Origin of the sequence: Variovorax sp. SG517, assembly GCF_013376045.1 — a bacterium.
Taxonomy (GTDB): Bacteria; Pseudomonadota; Gammaproteobacteria; order Burkholderiales; family Burkholderiaceae_C; genus Variovorax.
Genome location: NZ_JABMJG010000001.1, coordinates 468,044 through 486,988, shown reverse-complemented (window position 1 = coordinate 486,988; position 18,945 = coordinate 468,044). Strand labels below are relative to the sequence as shown.

Below are 18,945 nucleotides of genomic sequence, written 5' to 3'. Positions count from 1 at the left end.
AGCACCCATGCGCACACGTCTCAGTCCCAGGCGCGCCCTGCGCATCGGCACGCGCTTCGCCATTCTCCTGACGATGCTGGTCGTGGCGCTGAGCCTCGGCTTCGGGGCCGGCGCCGGCTACGAATGGGCGCGCCTGACGGTCTGCGCCCTGGGCGTGGCCGCGTTGTTCACCGCCGTCGCCATCGTCTGGATCGTCATGCACTCGGTCACCCGTTCGACCCACGACGCCGTGAAGGTCTCCGAGCGGCTCGACCGGGTGTTCGAGCACGTCAATGCCCAGGATTCCTGAAAAAACTCTCTCTCAATGAACTCGTTTCTCAATCTCAAGATAGGTACTCGTCTCGGCGCGGGCTTTGCCGTTGTTCTCTTGCTGCTGGTCGGCATTGCCGGCCTCGGACTCCGTGCAATGACCGACATCCAGGCGCGGCTGAACGGCATCGTCACGAACAACAACGTCAAGGTGGCTTCGGTCAACAAGATGGTGGACGCCATTCGCGACATCGCCATCCTCGACGGCAACCTGATCCTCATGGTCGACGATGCCGCCATGCGCGAGGAGATCAAGAAGCTCGCCGCGGCGAGGGAGCGCTTCACCGAAAGCCGTGGCGTGCTGGCCAAGCTGCTGGCCTCCTCCGAAGGCAAGGCGCTGTTGGCGCGAATCGACGAGAAGGTCACGGTGCTCGCGCCGCTGAACACCCAGCTCGGGGAGCTCGCCCTGCAGAACAGGAACGACGAGGCATCGGCAATCTTCATCTCGAAGTTCCAGCCGGCCGCGCGGGCCTTGCTCGCGGAGCTCGACGCCATGGCCGAACATCAGGAGCGGCGCTCGATGGAGGCCAACCAGGAGGCCATCGACGGCTATGCATGGTCGCGCAACCTGATGCTGCTGCTGGGCGGCATCGCCGTCCTGCTCGGCACAGGCATCGCGTGGCTCATCACGCGTTCGATCACCCGGCCTGTCGGCGCGGCGGTGCAGGTGGCGGAGAAGGTCGCCGGCGGTGACCTCAGTGCGCGCATCGAGGTGCGCTCGAAGGACGAGACCGGCCGGCTGATGCTCGCGCTCAAGGAGATGAACGAAAGCCTCGTGAGGATCGTGAGCGAGGTGCGCACGGGTACTGACACCATTGCCACGGCCTCGGGGCAGATCGCCTCGGGGAATCAGGATCTGTCATCGCGTACGGAAGAGCAAGCGAGTTCGCTGGAGCAGACGGCGGCTTCGATGGAGGAGCTGACCTCTACCGTGAAGCAGAACGCGGACAACGCCCGTCAAGCCAATCAGCTTGCCGTGTCCGCCTCGGAAGTGGCCGTGAAGGGCGGCAACGTCGTCTCGCAAGTGGTCGACACGATGGGTGCGATCAATACCTCGTCCAAGAAGATCGTGGACATCATCGGCGTGATCGACGGCATCGCGTTCCAGACCAACATCCTCGCGTTGAATGCGGCTGTCGAAGCCGCCCGCGCTGGTGAGCAAGGCCGTGGCTTTGCCGTGGTGGCTTCGGAAGTCCGCAGCCTGGCTCAACGCTCCGCTGCTGCAGCCAAGGAAATCAAGACCCTGATCGGCGACTCGGTCGAGAAGGTCGAAGAGGGCAGCAAGCAGGTGGAAGAAGCTGGCCGCACGATGGAAGAAATCGTCGGTAGCGTGAAGCGCGTGACCGACATCATGGGCGAGATCACCGCTGCGAGCCAGGAACAGACCTCGGGCATCGAGCAGATCAACCAGGCCATCACGCAGATGGACCAGGCCACGCAGCAGAACGCCGCGCTGGTCGAGGAAGCCTCGGCGGCGGCGCAGTCCATGCAGGAACAGGCCGGCAGCCTCGTGCGTGCGGTCAGCGTTTTCAAGCTCGATGCCAGTGCCGTGGCCCCCACACGTCCCGCCTTCACGCGCATCACGCCGATCCCGACGCCTGCCAGGCCAGTGCCCAAGCGCCCGGCCAAGGCCCTGCCGGTGCGGCAGCAGGCCAAGGCCGCGCCGCGGCTCGCCATGGCCGGCGGCGCAAAGGGCGACTGGACCGAGTTCTGAGAAAAAAGACTCAAGTCTTGCGCTCCGATGCCGATAACAGGACGAACCCCGATACCTGTTGTTGAAGAAAGAGAGCAATGAGTCTGAAGAATCCGGAAATCGGTGCCCGCCTGGTGGTACTGGACTGACAGGGAAGCCGAAAGACCATGCGCGTCAACCTGCCCGTCACCGGCATCGAATACGAACTGTCGCCCGATGCCGCCCTGGTGTCCCGCACCGACCTGAAGGGTCGCATCACCTACGTCAACCCGGCCTTCGTCGAGGCCAGCGGCTTCACCGTGGCCGAGCTCATGGGCAAGGCGCACAACATCGTGCGCCATCCCGACGTGCCACCCGAGGCTTTCGCCGACCTGTGGCAGACGCTGGGCCAGGGCCTGCCCTGGACCGGGCTCATCAAGAACCGCCGCAAGAACGGCGACTTCTACTGGGTGCTGGCCAACGTCACGCCGATCCGCCGCGATGGCCGCACGCAGGGCTACATGTCCGTGCGCAGCAAGCCGGGCCGCACCGAAGTGGCGGAGGCCGAGGCGCTGTACGCCCGCATCCGCGAAGGCCGCGCGAAGGACATCGAACTGCTGCAGGGCGAAGTGGTCTCTCGCGGATGGACCAGCCCGCTGGCCCGGCTGCGCCGCATTCCGGTTCGCCGCCGGGTCTTCGCCGTGGCCTCCGCCGCGGCGCTGCTGTCGCTGGGGCTGGGCATCGCGGGCTGGATGGAGGCCTCGCGGCTGGCCGCATCCGCTGGCACGCACAGCTGGCTTGCGGGTGCCATGGCCGCCGGCGGTGCGGGCTTCGCCCTCGCATGGCTGGGGCTGGGCCAGTTCCTCGCCCGCACGGTGTTCCGCCCGCTGGACGAGGCGGTGCACGTTGCGCGCGCCATCGCCGGCGGCGACCTCGCGCGCTTCGAGGTGCGGCGCGGCGACGAGATCACCGGCCTGCTGCGCGCCCTGAACCAGATGAGCGCGAACCTGTTCGCGATCGTCGCGGACGTGGGCGCCAACGTGGCGGGCGTGATGTCGGCCTCGAGCCAGATCGCTTCGGGCAACCAGGATCTCTCCTCGCGCACGGAGCAGCAGGCCAGCTCGCTGGAGCAGACGGCCGCCTCGATGGAAGAGCTGACCTCTACCGTGAAGCAGAACGCCGACAACGCCATGCAGGCGAACCAGCTGGCCGTATCCGCCTCCGAAGTCGCGGTGAAGGGCGGCAGCGTCGTCTCGCAGGTGGTCGACACCATGGGCTCGATCAATGCTTCGTCGAAGAAGGTGGTGGACATCATCGGCGTGATCGACGGCATTGCGTTCCAGACCAACATCCTCGCGCTGAATGCGGCGGTCGAGGCCGCGCGTGCGGGCGAGCAGGGCAAGGGCTTTGCCGTGGTGGCTTCCGAAGTGCGAAGCCTCGCGCAACGTTCCGCCGCCGCCGCCAAGGAGATCAAGACCCTCATCGGCGATTCCGTGGAGAAGGTCGAGGAAGGCAGCAAGCAGGTGGAGGAAGCCGGCCGCACGATGGAAGAGATCGTGGGCAGCGTCAGGCGCGTGACCGACATCATGGGCGAGATCACCGCAGCCAGCCGGGAGCAGACCCAGGGCATCGAGCAGATCAACCAGGCCATCACGCAGATGGACCAGGTGACGCAGCAGAACGCAGCGCTGGTCGAGGAAGCCTCGGCCACCGCCCAGCTGCTGCAGGAGCAGGCCGACGGCCTCGTGAAGGCCGTGCGCGTGTTCAGGGCCGAGACCGCAGAGGCGGTCGCCGAAGCCGCATGAACCGGCCTGAGCCCGCCTGAACCCGCACGAAGCCACGCGAACACACCAACCCCATTCAATCCGGAGAAGAAAAGATGCTGAACAAGGCAAAAGATCCCCTGCAACAAGCCGCATCCACGTCGGCAGCGGCCGCTGGCGCGTCGCGCCTGGAGGTCGTGACCTTCAAGCTGGGCGAAGAGGAATACGGCATAGACATCCAGAAGGTGCAGGAGCTGCGCGGGTACGACGCGGTGACGCGCATCGCGAACGCGCCGGAATACATCAAGGGGGTGGTGAACCTGCGCGGGATCATCGTCCCGATCATCGACATGCGCATCAAGTTCAGGCTGGGGGAACCGACGTACGACCAGTTCACGGTGGTGATCGTGTTGAACATCGGCGGGCGGGTGGTGGGGATGGTGGTGGACAGCGTGTCGGACGTGATCACGCTGGCGGCCGAGCAGATCAAGCCTGCGCCGGAGATGGGTTCGGTGCTGGACGCGGACTACCTGATAGGGCTGGGCACGCTGGAGGACCGGATGCTGATCCTGGTGGACATCGACCGGCTCATGTCCAGCGAGGAAATGGGCCTGGTCGAAGCGGCCGCCACCGCCTGAGCCCGGCGCCACGGCCGCATGGCCGGCACCGGTTCCGAATCTTCACCCTTGAATGGCTGCACCATGAAGTTCTTCTCCAATCTCCGCATCGGCAACCGGCTGGCGCTGGCCTTCGCGGTCGTGCTGGGCCTGACCGTGGTCTCGACCGCCATCGCGCTGGTTTCCTCGCTCAAGAACGCCGAGGCCACCCGGGTCATGATGGAAAGCCCGCTCGCCAAGGAGCGGCTCATCTCCGACTGGTACGTGCTCACCTATTCGGCCATCGCCCGCACGTCGATGATCGCCCGCACCACCGACGAGAGCCTGCCGGTGGTCTTTGCCGACGTCATCTCCGACAGCGTGAAGAAAGGCAGCGAGACCATCGCCAAGGTCGAGAAGCTGCTGGTGACGGACGAAGAGAAGGCGATCCTCAAGTCCATCATCGAGCTGCGCGCGAAGTACCAGGCCGCGAAGGAGGACGTGGGCAAGGCCAAGGCTGGCGGCGACACGGTGGCGACCGCGCGCGTCTTCAAGGAAGTCTTCCAGCCGGCCGCCAAGGCCTATGAAACCCGCGTGCTCGACTTGCTGTCGCTGGAGCGCAAGGCCATCGACGACATGAGCAAGGCCATCGACGCGGCGAACGCGCGCGCCTTCAACCTGCAGATGCTGCTGACCTTCCTGACGGTGGTGTGCGGCGCCATCTTCGCTTTCTTCATCTCGCGCAGCATCGTGCGCCCGCTCGCGCAGGCCGTGGAGGTCGCAGAGACGGTGGCCGCGGGCGACCTGAGCGCGCGCATCGAAGTGCACGGCCGCGACGAGGCCGGCCAGCTGATGCAGGCGCTCAAGAACATGAACGCGAACCTGGCGAAGGTGGTGGGCGAAGTGCGCAGCGGCACGGAGACGATCGCCACGGCTTCCGGGCAGATCGCCTCGGGCAACCAGGATCTTTCTTCGCGCACGGAGCAGCAGGCGAGTTCGCTGCAGCAGACGGCGGCTTCGATGGAGGAGCTGACTTCTACCGTCAAGCAGAACGCCGACAACGCGCGGCAGGCCAACCAGCTTGCCGTGTCCGCCTCGGAAGTCGCGGTGAAGGGCGGCAACGTGGTGTCCCAGGTGGTCGACACCATGGGGTCGATCAATGCCTCGTCGAAGAAGATCGTCGACATCATCGGCGTGATCGATGGCATTGCGTTCCAGACCAACATCCTGGCGCTGAATGCTGCGGTTGAAGCCGCCCGCGCTGGTGAGCAGGGGCGCGGCTTTGCTGTCGTTGCTTCCGAGGTCCGCAGCCTAGCTCAACGTTCCGCTGCAGCAGCCAAGGAAATCAAGACGCTGATCGGCGACTCCGTGGAGAAGGTCGAAGAGGGCAGCAAGCAGGTGGAAGAGGCCGGCCGCACGATGGAAGAGATCGTGGGCAGCGTGAAACGCGTGACGGACATCATGGGCGAGATCACCGCTGCCAGCCAGGAACAGACCTCGGGCATCGAGCAGATCAATCAAGCCATCACGCAGATGGACCATGTGACGCAGCAGAACGCGGCGCTGGTCGAGGAAGCCTCGGCCGCTGCCCAGTCGCTGCGGGAGCAGGCCGGCAGCCTGTCGCAGGTGGTCGGCGTGTTCCGCCTGGGCGGCAGCCATGCCGAAGGCCAGGCACATCGGCTGGCGTTCACGGCGTCGGCGGCATGAAGGAAGAAATGGAAGGCAAAGCAATGCAGTGGTTTCAGAACCTTCGCGTCACCGTCCGGCTGATCATCAGCTTTCTCGTGGTCGCGGCCATCGGCGCAGCGGTGAGCGCGCTCGGCATCTTTCACATGGGGCGCATCAGTGCGTCGACCGAGGCGCTCTATGCCAACGAGCTTCGCGCCCTGCAGGCGGTGCAGGACGCCAACATCCGCCTGCTGTACGCCAGCCGCGCGCAGATGACGCTGCTGTCGGCCGGCACGCGCGGCGAACGCAATGCGGGCGCGAACGAGGTCAAGGCATCCGTCGAGAACCTCTCGGCGCGTGCCGCGGAGGTCAAGTCCTTCTTCGGAGAAACCGAGGAGGGCGCCAAGCTGTTCGGCCAGTTCGAGGCGCTGATCGGGCCGCTGACGGCGCACATGAACGACTTCGTGGCCCTGCTGAACAAGCAGCCGCTGGACAGCTCCCAGTTCGACAACCAGGTGAGCGAGGACAGCGCGCGCCTGCTGAAGGAATCGCGCGGCCTGGAGGAAGTGCTCCAGCGCATGGTCGCCTACAGCAAGGATCTTGCGCGCGAGCGTGCCGTGCATGCCGACGAAACCTACAAGAGCTCCAGGCTGACGATGCTCGGCCTGGCGCTGGCGGGCATCATGGTCAGCGTCGGGCTGGGCGTGCTGGTTGCGCGCCTGATGGGACGCCAGCTCGGCGGCGAGCCGCAATACGCCGCCGACGTGGTCGGCCGCATCGCCGGCGGCGACCTGTCGCTGGCGGTCGAAGCCGACGCCGCGCATGACAACAGCCTGCTGCGCTCCATCCAGAAGATGCAGTCGCAACTGACGTCGATCGTCGTGGAGATCAAGGATTCGAGCGAAACCATCGCCACGGCCTCGAGCCAGATCGCGTCGGGAAATCAGGATCTGTCGTCGCGCACGGAAGAACAGGCCAGCTCGCTGGAACAGACGGCGGCGTCGATGGAAGAGCTGACCTCTACCGTCAAGCAGAACGCGGACAACGCGCGGCAGGCGAACCAACTGGCTGTGTCTGCCTCGGAAGTCGCGGTGAAGGGCGGCAATGTGGTGTCCCAGGTGGTCGACACCATGGGCTCGATCAATGCTTCGTCCAAGAAGATCGTGGACATCATCGGCGTGATCGATGGCATTGCGTTCCAGACCAACATCCTGGCGCTGAACGCCGCGGTCGAAGCCGCGCGTGCAGGCGAGCAAGGGCGCGGCTTCGCGGTGGTTGCCTCGGAGGTCCGCAGCCTGGCTCAACGCTCCGCTGCCGCAGCCAAGGAGATCAAGACGCTGATCGGCGACTCGGTGGAGAAGGTCGAAGAGGGCAGCAAGCAGGTGGAAGAAGCAGGCCGCACGATGGAAGAGATCGTCGGCAGCGTGAAGCGCGTGACGGACATCATGGGCGAGATCACGGCAGCCAGCCAGGAACAGACCTCGGGCATCGAGCAGATCAACCAAGCCATCACGCAGATGGACCAGGTGACCCAGCAGAACGCGGCCCTCGTGGAAGAGGCTTCCGCAGCGGCCCAGTCGCTGCAGGAGCAGGCCGGCATCCTCGTGCGCGCTGTCAGCATCTTCAGGCTGGGTGAAGACCAGCAAGTCGCTTCCCGCGCGCAGGCCGAGGCGCCGGCCCTCGCGCGTGCCGCTCCATCGCTGCCCGCCGCGCCGCAACTGGCGGTCGCCAGTGCCGGTGACTGGCGCGAGTTCTGAGCCGGGAGCACTCTTCATGAATACCGCGAACCCCGCAAGGCGCGAGCACGCCTTCGTTCCGCTCGCCCGCACCATGACCCTGGCCGCGGCCGGCGGCATGCTGCTGGTGGCGACGCTGGTGCTGGCGGTCTTCTACGCGATGGCTTCCGCGCAGCAGAAGCGCAGCGCTGCCCAGTACGCCAATGCGAAGGCCGAGGCCATCGCCCGTTCGCTGGACATCTTCGACCAGACTATGCGCCTCACGGCGGAGAACGCCTTCGGCGTCTTCCGGCGCCAGTTCGCGTCCAGCCTCGTGCTCGACAGCACGGGGCAGGGAACCCTGAGCAGCGACGGCACGCCCATCGACGCGTCGCGCATCGCCGAAGTGGATGCCTTCGCGCGCGATTTCCCCGGCGCCAATGCCACCGTGTTCATTGCGCAGGGCGACGACTTCCGCCGCGTCACCACCTCGGTGAAGAAGGAGAACGGCGAGCGCGCCGTCGGCACGCTGCTGGACCGCAAGAGCGGGGCGTATCCCGTGCTGCGCGAAGGCAAGCGTTTCGTGGGGCGCATCACGCTCTTCGGGCGTCCCTACATGACCGTCTACGAGCCGGTGCGCGATGCAGGCGGCCGCGTCGTGGCGGTGCTCTACATCGGCCTGGACATCTCCCGGCAGCAGGCCTCCTTCGGCGAAGCCGTGAGCGGAACGCGGATCTTCGACACCGGCGGGCTCTACATCGTCGACCCGGCGGGCGCCGGCGGTGCGGCAACGCTGGTCTTCCATCCCACGGCTGCGGGCAGGAAGATGGCCGAGCTCCTGCAGGACGACGCATCGGCAGCCTGGCTGTCGCGGATCTCGGCCGCCGACGCAATGTGGATCGAGGACGCGCGCCCGGTGCTCGCCCCGGCCGAGGGCCAGCAGCGCTATGCCTCGGTGGCCAGGAGCGAAGCGGCGGGCTGGCTGGTGGTGGCTGAGTTTCCTGCGTCGGAAGTGCTGGCCGTGCTCTATCGCCAGATGGCATGGATCGCGGCCTGCATCGTGCTGGCGGCGCTGGTGCTGGGCATCGCGCTGATCGTCTTCATCCGCCGCACGGTGCGGCCGCTCGGCCTGCTGAGCGAGCATGTGCAGGCCCTGGGCCGCGGCGACCTGTCGCGGCAGCTGGCCTCCGAGCGCCGCGACGAGATGGGCGTGATCACCCGCGCCGTGGAAAGCATGCGCCAGAGCCTGGCCGGCGTGGTGAGCGGCGTGCGCGCCGGCACGGATGCCATCGCCACCGCCTCGGGCCAGATCTCGGCCGGCAACCAGGACCTCTCGGTGCGCACCGAAGAGCAGGCCAGTTCGCTGCAGCAGACGGCCGCATCGATGGAAGAGCTCACCGGCACCGTGAAGCAGAACGCCGACAACGCGCGGCAGGCCAACCAACTGGCGCTGTCGGCCTCCGGGGTGGCGCTCAGGGGCGGCGAGGTGGTGGGCCAGGTGGTGGACACCATGGCCTCGATCCATGCGTCGTCGAAGAAGATCGTGGACATCACCGGCGTGATCGACGGCATCGCGTTCCAGACCAACATCCTCGCGCTGAATGCTGCCGTGGAAGCAGCCCGCGCCGGCGAGCAGGGCAAGGGCTTCGCCGTGGTCGCCTCCGAAGTGCGCAGCCTCGCGCAGCGCTCGGCGGCCGCGGCCAGGGAAATCAAGGGCCTGATCGACGACTCCGTCGGCAAGGTCGACGCGGGCACCGCCCTGGTGGGCGAGGCCGGACGGACCATGGAAGAGATCGTGGGCAGCGTCCGGCGCGTGACCGACATCATCGGAGAGATCAGCGCCGCGAGCCAGGAGCAGACCTCCGGCATCGAACAGATCAACCAGGCCATCGCGCAGATGGACCAGGCGACGCAGCAGAACGCGGCGCTCGTCGAGGAGGCCTCGGCCGCCGCCCATTCGCTGCGCGAACAGGCCGGCGGCCTCGTGCAGGCCGTCAGCATCTTCAAGCTGGACGAAGAACCGCGCCGCCCCGCGCGCGCCGAACCGTCGCTGTCCGCGCGGCCGCGGCTGGCGGCCGCCGATGCGGGCGACTGGCGCGAGTTCTGAGCCCGGCGAGGACACACGAACAACACACGCCAACGCGCGCCAACAAGCTATCGGGCTGCGGCCCCCAAGGAAAGATCATCAAAACCTTCTACAACCTCAAGATCGCGACCAAGCTTCTCGTGTCGTTCATCGCGGTCCTCGTGCTCACGGCCTGCCTGGGCGCGATTTCCGTGCTGCAGCTGGGCAAGGTCCACGAGATGTCGACCGACCTCTCGACCAACTGGCTGCCCGCCACGCGCTCGCTGCTCGAACTCAAGGGCATGGTTTCGGGCTTCCGCAACCAGGAGATGGCGCACGCCCTGTCGGGTTCGTTCAACGAGATGGCCGAGTACGAGAAGGCGATGGACGCCTCGTGGGCGGCACTGCAGAAGAAGCGCGCCGAATACGAGTCGTTCATCTCGGAGCCCGAGGAGCGCGAGGTCTACCCGGTGTTCGCGAAGCTGCTGTCGCAGTACGAGCTGGAGCACAAGAAGATCATTGCCGTCTCCCACACGCAGGACACGGACCAGGTGAGCGGCATGATCCGCGGCAAGTCGCTGCAGCTCAGCCGCGAGATGAACGCCGCGCTGGACAGGCTCACGCAGGTGAATCTGGCCGGCGCCGTCCACGCGGGACAGACCGCCGACGCGGTGCATGCGCAGGCCAGGCTCTGGGTGATCGGCCTGCTGGTGGGCGCCGTCGCGCTCGGCCTGGGGCTGGCGCTGTGGATCGCGCGCATCGTCGCCCGGCCGCTGGAGGAAGCCGTGAAGGTCGCCCAGTCCGTGGCTTCGGGCGACCTGACCAGCCGCATCGAGGCGCACACGACGGACGAGACCGGGCAACTGCTCGACGCACTGAAGGGCATGAATGACAGCCTCGTGAAGATCGTCAGCGAGGTGCGCACGGGCACCGACACGATCGCCACCGCATCGGCGCAGATCGCCTCGGGGAATCAGGATCTGTCTTCCCGCACCGAGGAGCAGGCGAGTTCGCTGGAGCAGACGGCGGCTTCGATGGAAGAACTGACCTCTACCGTCAAGCAGAACGCGGACAACGCACGTCAAGCCAATCAGCTTGCCGTGTCCGCCTCGGAAGTCGCGGTGAAGGGCGGCAATGTGGTGTCCCAGGTGGTCGACACCATGGGCTCGATCAATGCCTCGTCCAAGAAGATCGTCGACATCATCGGCGTGATCGATGGCATTGCGTTCCAGACCAACATCCTCGCGCTGAACGCTGCGGTCGAAGCCGCGCGTGCAGGCGAGCAAGGGCGCGGCTTCGCAGTGGTGGCTTCGGAAGTCCGCAGCCTGGCTCAACGCTCGGCAGCAGCAGCCAAGGAAATCAAGACCCTGATCGGCGACTCGGTCGAGAAGGTCGAAGAAGGCAGCAAGCAGGTCGAAGAAGCCGGTCGCACGATGGAAGAGATCGTGGGAAGCGTCAAGCGCGTGACGGACATCATGGGCGAGATCACCGCTGCCAGCCAGGAACAGACCTCGGGCATCGAGCAGATCAATCAAGCCATCACGCAGATGGACCAGGTCACGCAGCAGAACGCGGCGCTGGTCGAAGAGGCTTCCGCAGCAGCCCAGTCGCTGCAGGAACAGGCCGGCACCCTCGTCCAGTCCGTGAGCATCTTCAAGCTCGATGCCAACGCCCTGGCCACCACGCGCCCTGGCTTCACGCGCATCACGCCCATCCCGAAGCCTGCAAAGCCCACCCCCAAACGCCCGGCCAAGGCCCTGCCGAAGCGGCAGGACTCGAAGGCTGCACCGCAGCTCGCCATGGCCGGTGACGCCAAGGGCGACTGGACGGAATTCTGAAACCGGAGAAGGAAGTCAAATGAACCTGAGCAACCTGAAAATCGGCACCCGGCTGGGCCTCGGCTTCGCGCTGGTGCTGCTCCTGATGGCGGTCATCGCCGCCACCGGCGTGCTGCGCCTGAAGAGCGTGGGCAAAGCCACCGAAGAAGTGATGCAGCATGCCCTGGTCAAGGAGCGCCTGGCCAACCAGTGGTCCGTGTTGCTCGGGCCGGCCATCGCCAACTCCTTCGCGATGGTCAAGGCCACCGACCCCAAGGTCGTCGCCTACTTCGAGAAGGCCCGGGCAGACAAGTCGGCGCAGATCAATCCGGTGCAGAAGAAGCTCGAGGAACTGCTGAACTCCCCGGAAGAGAAGAAGCTGTATGCCGGCGTGGCCGAGCCGCGCGGGCTCGTGCTGACCATCATCGGCAAGATCAACAAGCTCAAGGCCGAAGGAAAGAACGACGAGGCCATGGAGATGGCCGACAACCAGTTCGCGCCCGCGCTCGCCGTCTACGAGGAAGCCGTGGCGAAGATCGCGTCGTACCAGCGCGACCGCATCGACGAGCTGGCACGGGACATCGAGGCCGAGCACTCGAGCGGCGAGACCACGCTGCTGGTGCTGTCGGCCATTGCGCTGGTGCTGGGCGCGCTGTTTTCCTGGCGCCTGACGCGGGGCATCGTGCGCCCGCTGGGCCACGCGGTGGAGGTGGCCGAGACGGTGGCCGCCGGCGACCTGAGCGCGAACATCGTCGTGGAAAGCCGCGACGAGACGGGGCAGCTGATGCACGCGCTGCGCGAGATGAATGCCAGCCTGGCCAAGGTGGTGGGCGAGGTGCGCATGGGCACGGACACGATCGCCACGGCTTCGGGGCAGATTGCGGCGGGCAACCAGGATCTGTCGTCGCGTACGGAAGAACAGGCGAGCTCGCTGGAACAGACGGCGGCTTCGATGGAAGAGCTGACCTCTACCGTGAAGCAGAACGCCGACAACGCGCGTCAAGCCAACCAGCTCGCCGTGTCGGCGTCCGAGGTTGCGGTGAAGGGCGGCAACGTGGTGTCCCAGGTGGTCGACACCATGGGGTCGATCAATGCCTCGTCCAAGAAGATCGTGGACATCATCGGCGTGATCGACGGCATTGCGTTCCAGACCAACATCCTCGCGCTGAATGCTGCGGTTGAAGCCGCCCGCGCTGGTGAGCAGGGCCGTGGCTTCGCCGTGGTGGCCTCGGAAGTCCGCAGCCTGGCTCAACGCTCGGCAGCAGCAGCCAAGGAAATCAAGACACTGATCGGCGACTCGGTCGAGAAGGTCGAGGAAGGCAGCAAGCAGGTGGAAGAAGCCGGCCGCACGATGGAAGAGATCGTCGGCAGCGTGAAGCGCGTGACGGACATCATGGGCGAGATCACAGCAGCCAGCCAGGAACAGACTTCGGGCATCGAGCAGATCAACCAGGCCATCACGCAGATGGATCAGGTCACCCAGCAGAATGCGGCCCTCGTGGAAGAGGCTTCCGCAGCGGCCCAGTCGCTGCAGGAACAGGCTGGCAGCCTCGTGCGCGCGGTCAGCGTCTTCAAGCTCGACGCCAACGCCGTCGCCACCACGCGCCCGGGCTTCACGCGCATCACGCCGATCCCGAAGCCTGCAAAGCCTGCCCCGAAACGCCCCGCCAAGGCCCTGCCGGTGCGGCAGCAGGCCAAGGCCGCGCCGCAGCTCGCCATGGCCGGCGACGCCAAGGGCGACTGGACCGAGTTCTGACACTCAACTTTCGGCGGCACCTGCCGATATAGACCCAAGGCGTCGGATCGCATCGAAGAGATCGAGCGACCGGTGCCACTGCAACCCACACACCGCATCGACAGGTAAAGCCATATGTCCGGAAGTCTGTTCTACACGGGTCTGAGCGGCCTGGGCGTCGCGCGCACCGCGCTGATGACCACCGCCCACAACACCGCCAACGCCTACACCACCGGCTACAGCCGCCAGGTGGCCGAGGTCGCCACCGGCGCCGCCATCTCCAGCGGCTCGGGCTTCATCGGCTCGGGCGCCAACGTCACGACCGTCTCGCGCAGCTATGACCGCTACCTGACCGCGCAGCTGTCGATGGCGCAGTCGGCCTCGGCCGCGCTCGCCACCAACGGCACGCAGGTCAGCCGCATCGACACGCTGCTGGCCGACAAGACCTCGGGCATCGCGCCGCTGATGCAGAGCTTCTTCACCAGCGTCCAGGGCGTGGCCAACACGCCGGCCGACCCCGCCGCGCGCCAGCAGATGATCAGCTCGGCGCAGGCGCTGGCCGGCAAGTTCCGCTCGACCGACCAGTACCTGTCCGACCTGAACTCCTCGATCAACGACCAGATCGTCGGCAGTGTGGACCAGATCAACACCTACGCCGGCAAGATCGCCAGCCTCAACCAGCAGATCAGCCAGATCAGCGCCATGGCCGGCGGCCAGCCGCCCAACGACCTGCTCGACCAGCGCGACAAGCTCGTGAGCGACCTCAGCCAGGTCGTCGACGTGAAGGTGCTGCAGCAGGACAACGGCAAGTACAACGTGTTCATCGCCTCCGGCCAGTCGCTGGTGGTGGGCGACTACGCATCCACCATGGCGGCGGTGAGCTCCGCGGCCGATCCGTCGCGCAAGGTCGTGGCGCTGCAGGGCTTCGCGGGCACCACCGCCGAGCTGTCGGACGGCGTCATCACCGGCGGCGTGCTGGGCGGCCTGCTTTCCTTCCGCCGCGACACGCTCATTCCCACGCAGAACGCCATCGGCCGCCTCGCCATGTCGGTGGCCGATGCGGTGAACGCGCAGCACAAGCTGGGCGTGGACCTGGGCGGTGCGCTGGGCAAGGACTTCTTCACGCAGTCCGTGCCGGCGGCGCTCTCCAACGCCAGGAACACGGGCAACCTCGAGATCGGCGCCTCGATCTCCAACGCCTCGCAACTCACGACCAGCGACTACAGCGTGGAAGTCACCAACGTGGCCGGCACGCTCACCTACAACGTCACCCGCCTGTCGGACAAGCAGTCGATGGGCGCGTTCACCACCTTCCCGATCAGCTTCGACGGCGTGAGCCTCGCCGCGGCCAGCGGCACCGCGCAGGCGGGCGATTCGTTCCTGATCCAGCCCACGCGCACCGGCGCGCGCGACCTCGACGTGCTGACGCGCGACCCCTCCAAGGTGGCGGCGGCATCGCCCATCGTCACAGGCAACGCAGCCGGCAACAAGGGCACCGGCGCGCTGGGCGCGGCCACCGTGGACGCGAGCTACCCCGCCACGCCCCTGGCCGCGAACCTCACGCTGAGCTTCGACGCCGCCACCGGCAGCCTGACGGGCTTTCCCGCGGCCTCGGCCGTGACCGTCACGCTGGCCAACGGCACCAGCACCACCTATGCGGCCGGCGCGCCCGTGCCCTACACCGCCGGCGCGAAGATGAGCTTCGACGGCGTCAGCGTCACCATGACCGGCGCGCCCTCGAACGGCGACACCTTCACCATCGGCAAGAACAGCTCCGGCGTGTCGGACGGCAGCAATGCGCTGCTGCTGGGCGCCCTGCAGCGCAAGACCCTCATGTCCAACGGCACGGCCACCTTCAACGGCGCCTACTCGCAGATCGTCAGCGAAGTCGGCAACCGCGCCATGGCCATCAAGGTGGCCGCCACCACGCAGGACAGCGTCACCAGCCAGATCAAGGCCAGCCGCGACTCCATCTCGGGCGTGGTGCAGGACGAGGAAACCGCCAACCTGCTGATGTTCCAGCAGATGTACCAGGCCAACGCGAAGGTGATCCAGACCGCCTCGACCATCTTCGACACCATCCTCGGCATCGGCCGCTGAGCCCGGAGTCCGTCCGGAAGATCCACCAAGCCAAGGCAAAAGCGATGCGCATCAGCACCCAATCCTTCTACGACCAGAACGTGCTGGCCATGGGCCAGCAGCAGCAGAAGCTGTTCAAGGTCCAGCAGCAGCTGGCCACCAACTCCAAGTTCCTCTCGGCCGGCGACGACCCCGTGGGCGCGGCCCGCGCGCTGGGCGTGAGCCAGACGCTCTCGGAGATCTCGCAGTACGCCACCAGCCGCCAGCGCGCCTCGCTGTCGCTGTCCAACGAGGAGAACGCCCTCGACTCGGTGACCTCGATCCTGCAGAACATCAAGACCCTGACCGTGCAGGCCGGCGGCGCCGCGCTGTCGGATGCCGACCGCGCATCGATCGCCACCGCCATCCAGAGCAGCTACGACCAGCTGATGGGCATCGCCAACTCGACCGACAGCAACGGCCAGTACCTGTTCGCGGGCTTCAAGAGCGGCACGCCGCCCTTCGTGGCGGCGGCCGGCGGCGGCGTGCAGTACGTGGGCGACCAGGGCCAGCGCCTGATGCAGGTCGACGTGGCGCGGCAGATGCCCACCTCGGACGACGGCCGCACCGTCTTCCAGTCGGTGCAGGGCAGCGCGGGCTACGTGGCGTCCGGCGCCCCGGCCAACACCGGCACCGGCGTGTTCGGCTCCGTCAGCGTGACAGACGCCACCGCGCCGAACTACGGCAAGGACTTCACCATCTCCTTCACCGCCACCGACTACACGGTGATGACCAAGGACACGCCCCCGGTGGTCGCGGCCACGGGCACCTTCTCGCCCGATACGCCCATCAGCTTCGGCGGCGTTCAGGTCAAGATCACGGGCAAGCCGGCCGCGGGCGACAGCTTCGACGTGTCGACCGCGAAGAACGCGGGCACCGACGTGTTCGCGGCCATCGGCGAGCTGGTGAGCGCGCTGCGCACGCCGCTGGCCGGTGGCGGCGCGGCCGCGCAGGCGAAGCTGCAGAACGCGCTGAGCACGGCCAACGTGAAGGTGACGAACGCGCACGACAACGTGCTGACGGTGCTGTCCTCGGTCGGGTCGCGGCAGGCCGAGATCGATTCGCTGGATTCGGGCGGCGCGGGCCGCAAGCTGCAGGAGGAGTCCTATCTGTCTTCCATCGAAGACCTGGACCCTTACACCGCCATCTCGGAGTTCTACCAGCGCCAGTCCTCGCTGCAGGCCACGCAGATGACCTTCGCGCGGCTCAACAGCATCTCGCTGTTCAACTACCTGTAGCGGAGAAAGAGGGCCGCCGAGGAGCCGGCCGGACGGCGTTCGAAGAAACAGGAAAACAAGAACGAGTCCTCGAGCGCCGGAGCCGGAGGCGAAAGACGGGTGCCTCGCTGCAGGGCTGCAGGGCTGCAAGCGCAGGCACGAGGAGCAGGTGAGGTGTCCGCGAAGGCGCGGGCAGCGTGACGTAAAAAAACCAGGGGAGCATGAGCGTGTGGGAATTCGTTCTTTCCGCGTGGAAGGCCGAGCTGGCCAACTATCCCATTCTGCTGATGCAGTCCGCAGCAATGCTGGGCATCTTCAGCCTGGTGCTGATGCTTTCGAGGGTTTCGAAGGTGTCCGAGGCGATGCTGCATGCGCGCGCCAGCTTCTACGGCTGGACGCTGGGCCTCACCGGCTTCGTGCTGCTAGCGATGGCGTTCCAGCTGATGAACCTGCCGTCCAAGCCGTACATCGGCTCCGACCTGCTCTTCATGGCGGGCCTGCTGGGCGGCTGGCGCGGCGGGGGCATCTGCTGGGCGCTGCTGGTGGGCGGCCGGTTTCTCTTCGGAGGAACGCATCAGGCGCCTGCTTTCGTGCTGGACATGTCCCTGCTGGTGCTCGGCGGCATCGTCATGCACTACCGCATCGGCTACAAGCCGATCACCTCCTTCGGCTGGCGCGACGTGCGCAACGCGTGGCTGGTGCGGGTGGCGTTCTCGATGCTCTCCACCGGGCTGGTTCACGTGCTCGCGCTGGTTCCCGCGCACATCAACGCGCGCGTCTTTGCGCTTCGCATCCTCGGCTGCGCGCTGTCGCTGCTGATCATCGGGTGCATGCTCGCCCTGCTTCGCAGGGATGCGAGGGAACGCGAGTCCCACGCCCGTGCGCTGTCGATGTCGCACACCAACCTGCTGACCGGGCTTCCGACCCGGCTCGCGCTCGGGGAATTCCTCGAAGAGCTGCTGAGGGCCGACGCCAGGCAGCATGTGCTCATGACCTTCCAGGTCGCCAATCTCAAGGAGATGGTGCGCGCGCTCGGCCATGACTGGACGGACCACTTCTGGGGCGAGCTTTCCTGCAGTCTCACCCAGGGGCCGGCCGGCCGGATGCTGGAAGGCTTCAAGCCCCGGAGCTATCAGTTCAGCGATTCTTCGCTGATCGTGGTGCTGCAGGGCGTGTCGCTGGAGTGGATGGAGCAGGAGCAGATGGCGCTGAGGGTGCAGGCGGAAGCGATGGCGGCGCTGCGCAACACCCATGCGGCCTACATGCAGCTGCAGCTGCGCATCGGCGTCTCGAACGCGCGGATGGGGCCGCAGGTCAATGTCGCCTCGATCCTGCGCGACCTGAGCCTGGCGCTGCAGAGCAACGAGCAGATGGTCCGCTACTTCCATTCGTCGTTCGCGGAGCAGTCCGACAAGGACGAGGACGTGCGCCGCCAGCTGATCGACTGGATCCACACGGCGAACCCGCCGATGCAGTACCAGCCCAAGTTCCACCTGATGACGCGCCACGTGTGCGGGGCGGAAGCGCTGCTGCGGGCGCAGTCGGTGAAGGAGCAGCCGCTGCCGCCGCCCTACGTGATCGAGATCGCGACCCGCCACCAGCTGCTGTCGCAGTTCGAGTGGTGCACCCTGGAGGTGGTCGCGCGCGACATCAAGCGCTGCCTCGCGGCCGGCTACCCGATACCGCTGGCCGTCAACATCTCCGCGACCACCCTCACGCTTCCGCGCTTCGGCGATCGCGTGCTGGCCTTCCTCGACCTGCTGAGCGTGCCGCCTCGGCTTCTGTTCATCGAGATCACCGAAAGCGGCCACGTGCCCGACGTGGAAACGGTGCGCGCCAATATCGTGGTGCTGCAGCGCGCGGGCGTGGGCCTGTCGCTCGACGACTTCGGCACGGGCTATTCCGCGCTGACCACCCTGGCGACCATTCCCTTCACCGAAGTGAAGATCGACCACAGCATGATCGCGCGCATCGACCAGCCGCGCATGCGCGAGGCCGTCGCGCTCGCGCTGGAAAGCGCGACCCGCTACAACGCCGCGCTCGTCGCGGAGGGCGTGGAGACCGAGGCCCAGTCCGCGGTGCTGCTGGAGATGGGCGTGCTCTTCGGCCAGGGGTACCTTTTCTCGAGGGCGGTTCCGATGGAGGAGCTGATCCAGATGGCCCGCCGCAAGGGCGCGTTCTGCGCGGACGGAACGCTCAGGAGCCCGGGACCCATACGGGCCTGAGAAGAACGGGCAATCGCCCTCCCACTGCCCCCGGACCGCTCGAGC

Annotated in this window: 12 protein-coding genes; all 12 read left to right on the top strand. The window is 66.7% G+C overall.

Going from position 1 to position 18,945, the window contains the following annotated elements:
• The first annotated feature begins 7 nt into the window (after window positions 1-7).
• Complete coding sequence (locus tag FHT32_RS02105; RefSeq protein WP_176662996.1) at window positions 8-289, top strand: hypothetical protein; 282 nt, start codon at window positions 8-10, stop codon at window positions 287-289.
• 15 nt (window positions 290-304) lie between these two features.
• Window positions 305-2,023: a methyl-accepting chemotaxis protein gene (locus tag FHT32_RS02100; RefSeq protein WP_176662995.1), complete on the top strand. Its 1,719-nt coding sequence runs from the start codon at window positions 305-307 to the stop codon at window positions 2,021-2,023.
• Window positions 2,024-2,169: 146 nt separating this feature from the next.
• Complete coding sequence (locus FHT32_RS02095; RefSeq protein WP_176662994.1) at window positions 2,170-3,786, top strand: methyl-accepting chemotaxis protein; 1,617 nt, start codon at window positions 2,170-2,172, stop codon at window positions 3,784-3,786.
• Window positions 3,787-3,860: 74 nt separating this feature from the next.
• Window positions 3,861-4,382 carry a chemotaxis protein CheW gene (locus FHT32_RS02090; RefSeq protein WP_176662993.1) on the top strand — a complete coding sequence of 174 codons (522 nt, stop codon included), beginning with the start codon at window positions 3,861-3,863 and terminating at the stop codon, window positions 4,380-4,382.
• A gap of 63 nt (window positions 4,383-4,445) precedes the next feature.
• Window positions 4,446-6,047, top strand: coding sequence for a methyl-accepting chemotaxis protein (locus tag FHT32_RS02085; RefSeq protein ID WP_176662992.1), 1,602 nt, complete (start codon window positions 4,446-4,448; stop codon window positions 6,045-6,047).
• A 23-nt stretch (window positions 6,048-6,070) separates the two neighbouring features.
• Window positions 6,071-7,765 (top strand): methyl-accepting chemotaxis protein, encoded by a 1,695-nt coding sequence (locus tag FHT32_RS02080; RefSeq protein WP_176663589.1) that lies wholly within the window; start codon window positions 6,071-6,073, stop codon window positions 7,763-7,765.
• A 16-nt stretch (window positions 7,766-7,781) separates the two neighbouring features.
• Window positions 7,782-9,830, top strand: a complete 2,049-nt coding sequence (locus tag FHT32_RS02075) for a methyl-accepting chemotaxis protein (RefSeq protein ID WP_176662991.1) — start codon at window positions 7,782-7,784, stop codon at window positions 9,828-9,830.
• A gap of 77 nt (window positions 9,831-9,907) precedes the next feature.
• The gene (locus FHT32_RS02070; protein WP_176663588.1) at window positions 9,908-11,626 is read left to right on the top strand and encodes a methyl-accepting chemotaxis protein; all 1,719 of its coding nucleotides are present in this window, start codon (window positions 9,908-9,910) and stop codon (window positions 11,624-11,626) included.
• Between the two features lie 19 nt (window positions 11,627-11,645).
• The gene (locus FHT32_RS02065; protein WP_176662990.1) at window positions 11,646-13,361 is read left to right on the top strand and encodes a methyl-accepting chemotaxis protein; all 1,716 of its coding nucleotides are present in this window, start codon (window positions 11,646-11,648) and stop codon (window positions 13,359-13,361) included.
• 114 nt (window positions 13,362-13,475) lie between these two features.
• The gene (gene flgK / locus FHT32_RS02060) at window positions 13,476-15,440 is read left to right on the top strand and encodes a flagellar hook-associated protein FlgK (RefSeq protein ID WP_176662989.1); all 1,965 of its coding nucleotides are present in this window, start codon (window positions 13,476-13,478) and stop codon (window positions 15,438-15,440) included.
• Window positions 15,441-15,484: 44 nt separating this feature from the next.
• Window positions 15,485-16,696, top strand: a complete 1,212-nt coding sequence (gene flgL / locus FHT32_RS02055) for a flagellar hook-associated protein FlgL (RefSeq protein ID WP_176662988.1) — start codon at window positions 15,485-15,487, stop codon at window positions 16,694-16,696.
• A gap of 200 nt (window positions 16,697-16,896) precedes the next feature.
• The gene (locus FHT32_RS02050; protein ID WP_176662987.1) at window positions 16,897-18,900 is read left to right on the top strand and encodes an EAL domain-containing protein; all 2,004 of its coding nucleotides are present in this window, start codon (window positions 16,897-16,899) and stop codon (window positions 18,898-18,900) included.
• Window positions 18,901-18,945 lie beyond the last annotated feature (45 nt).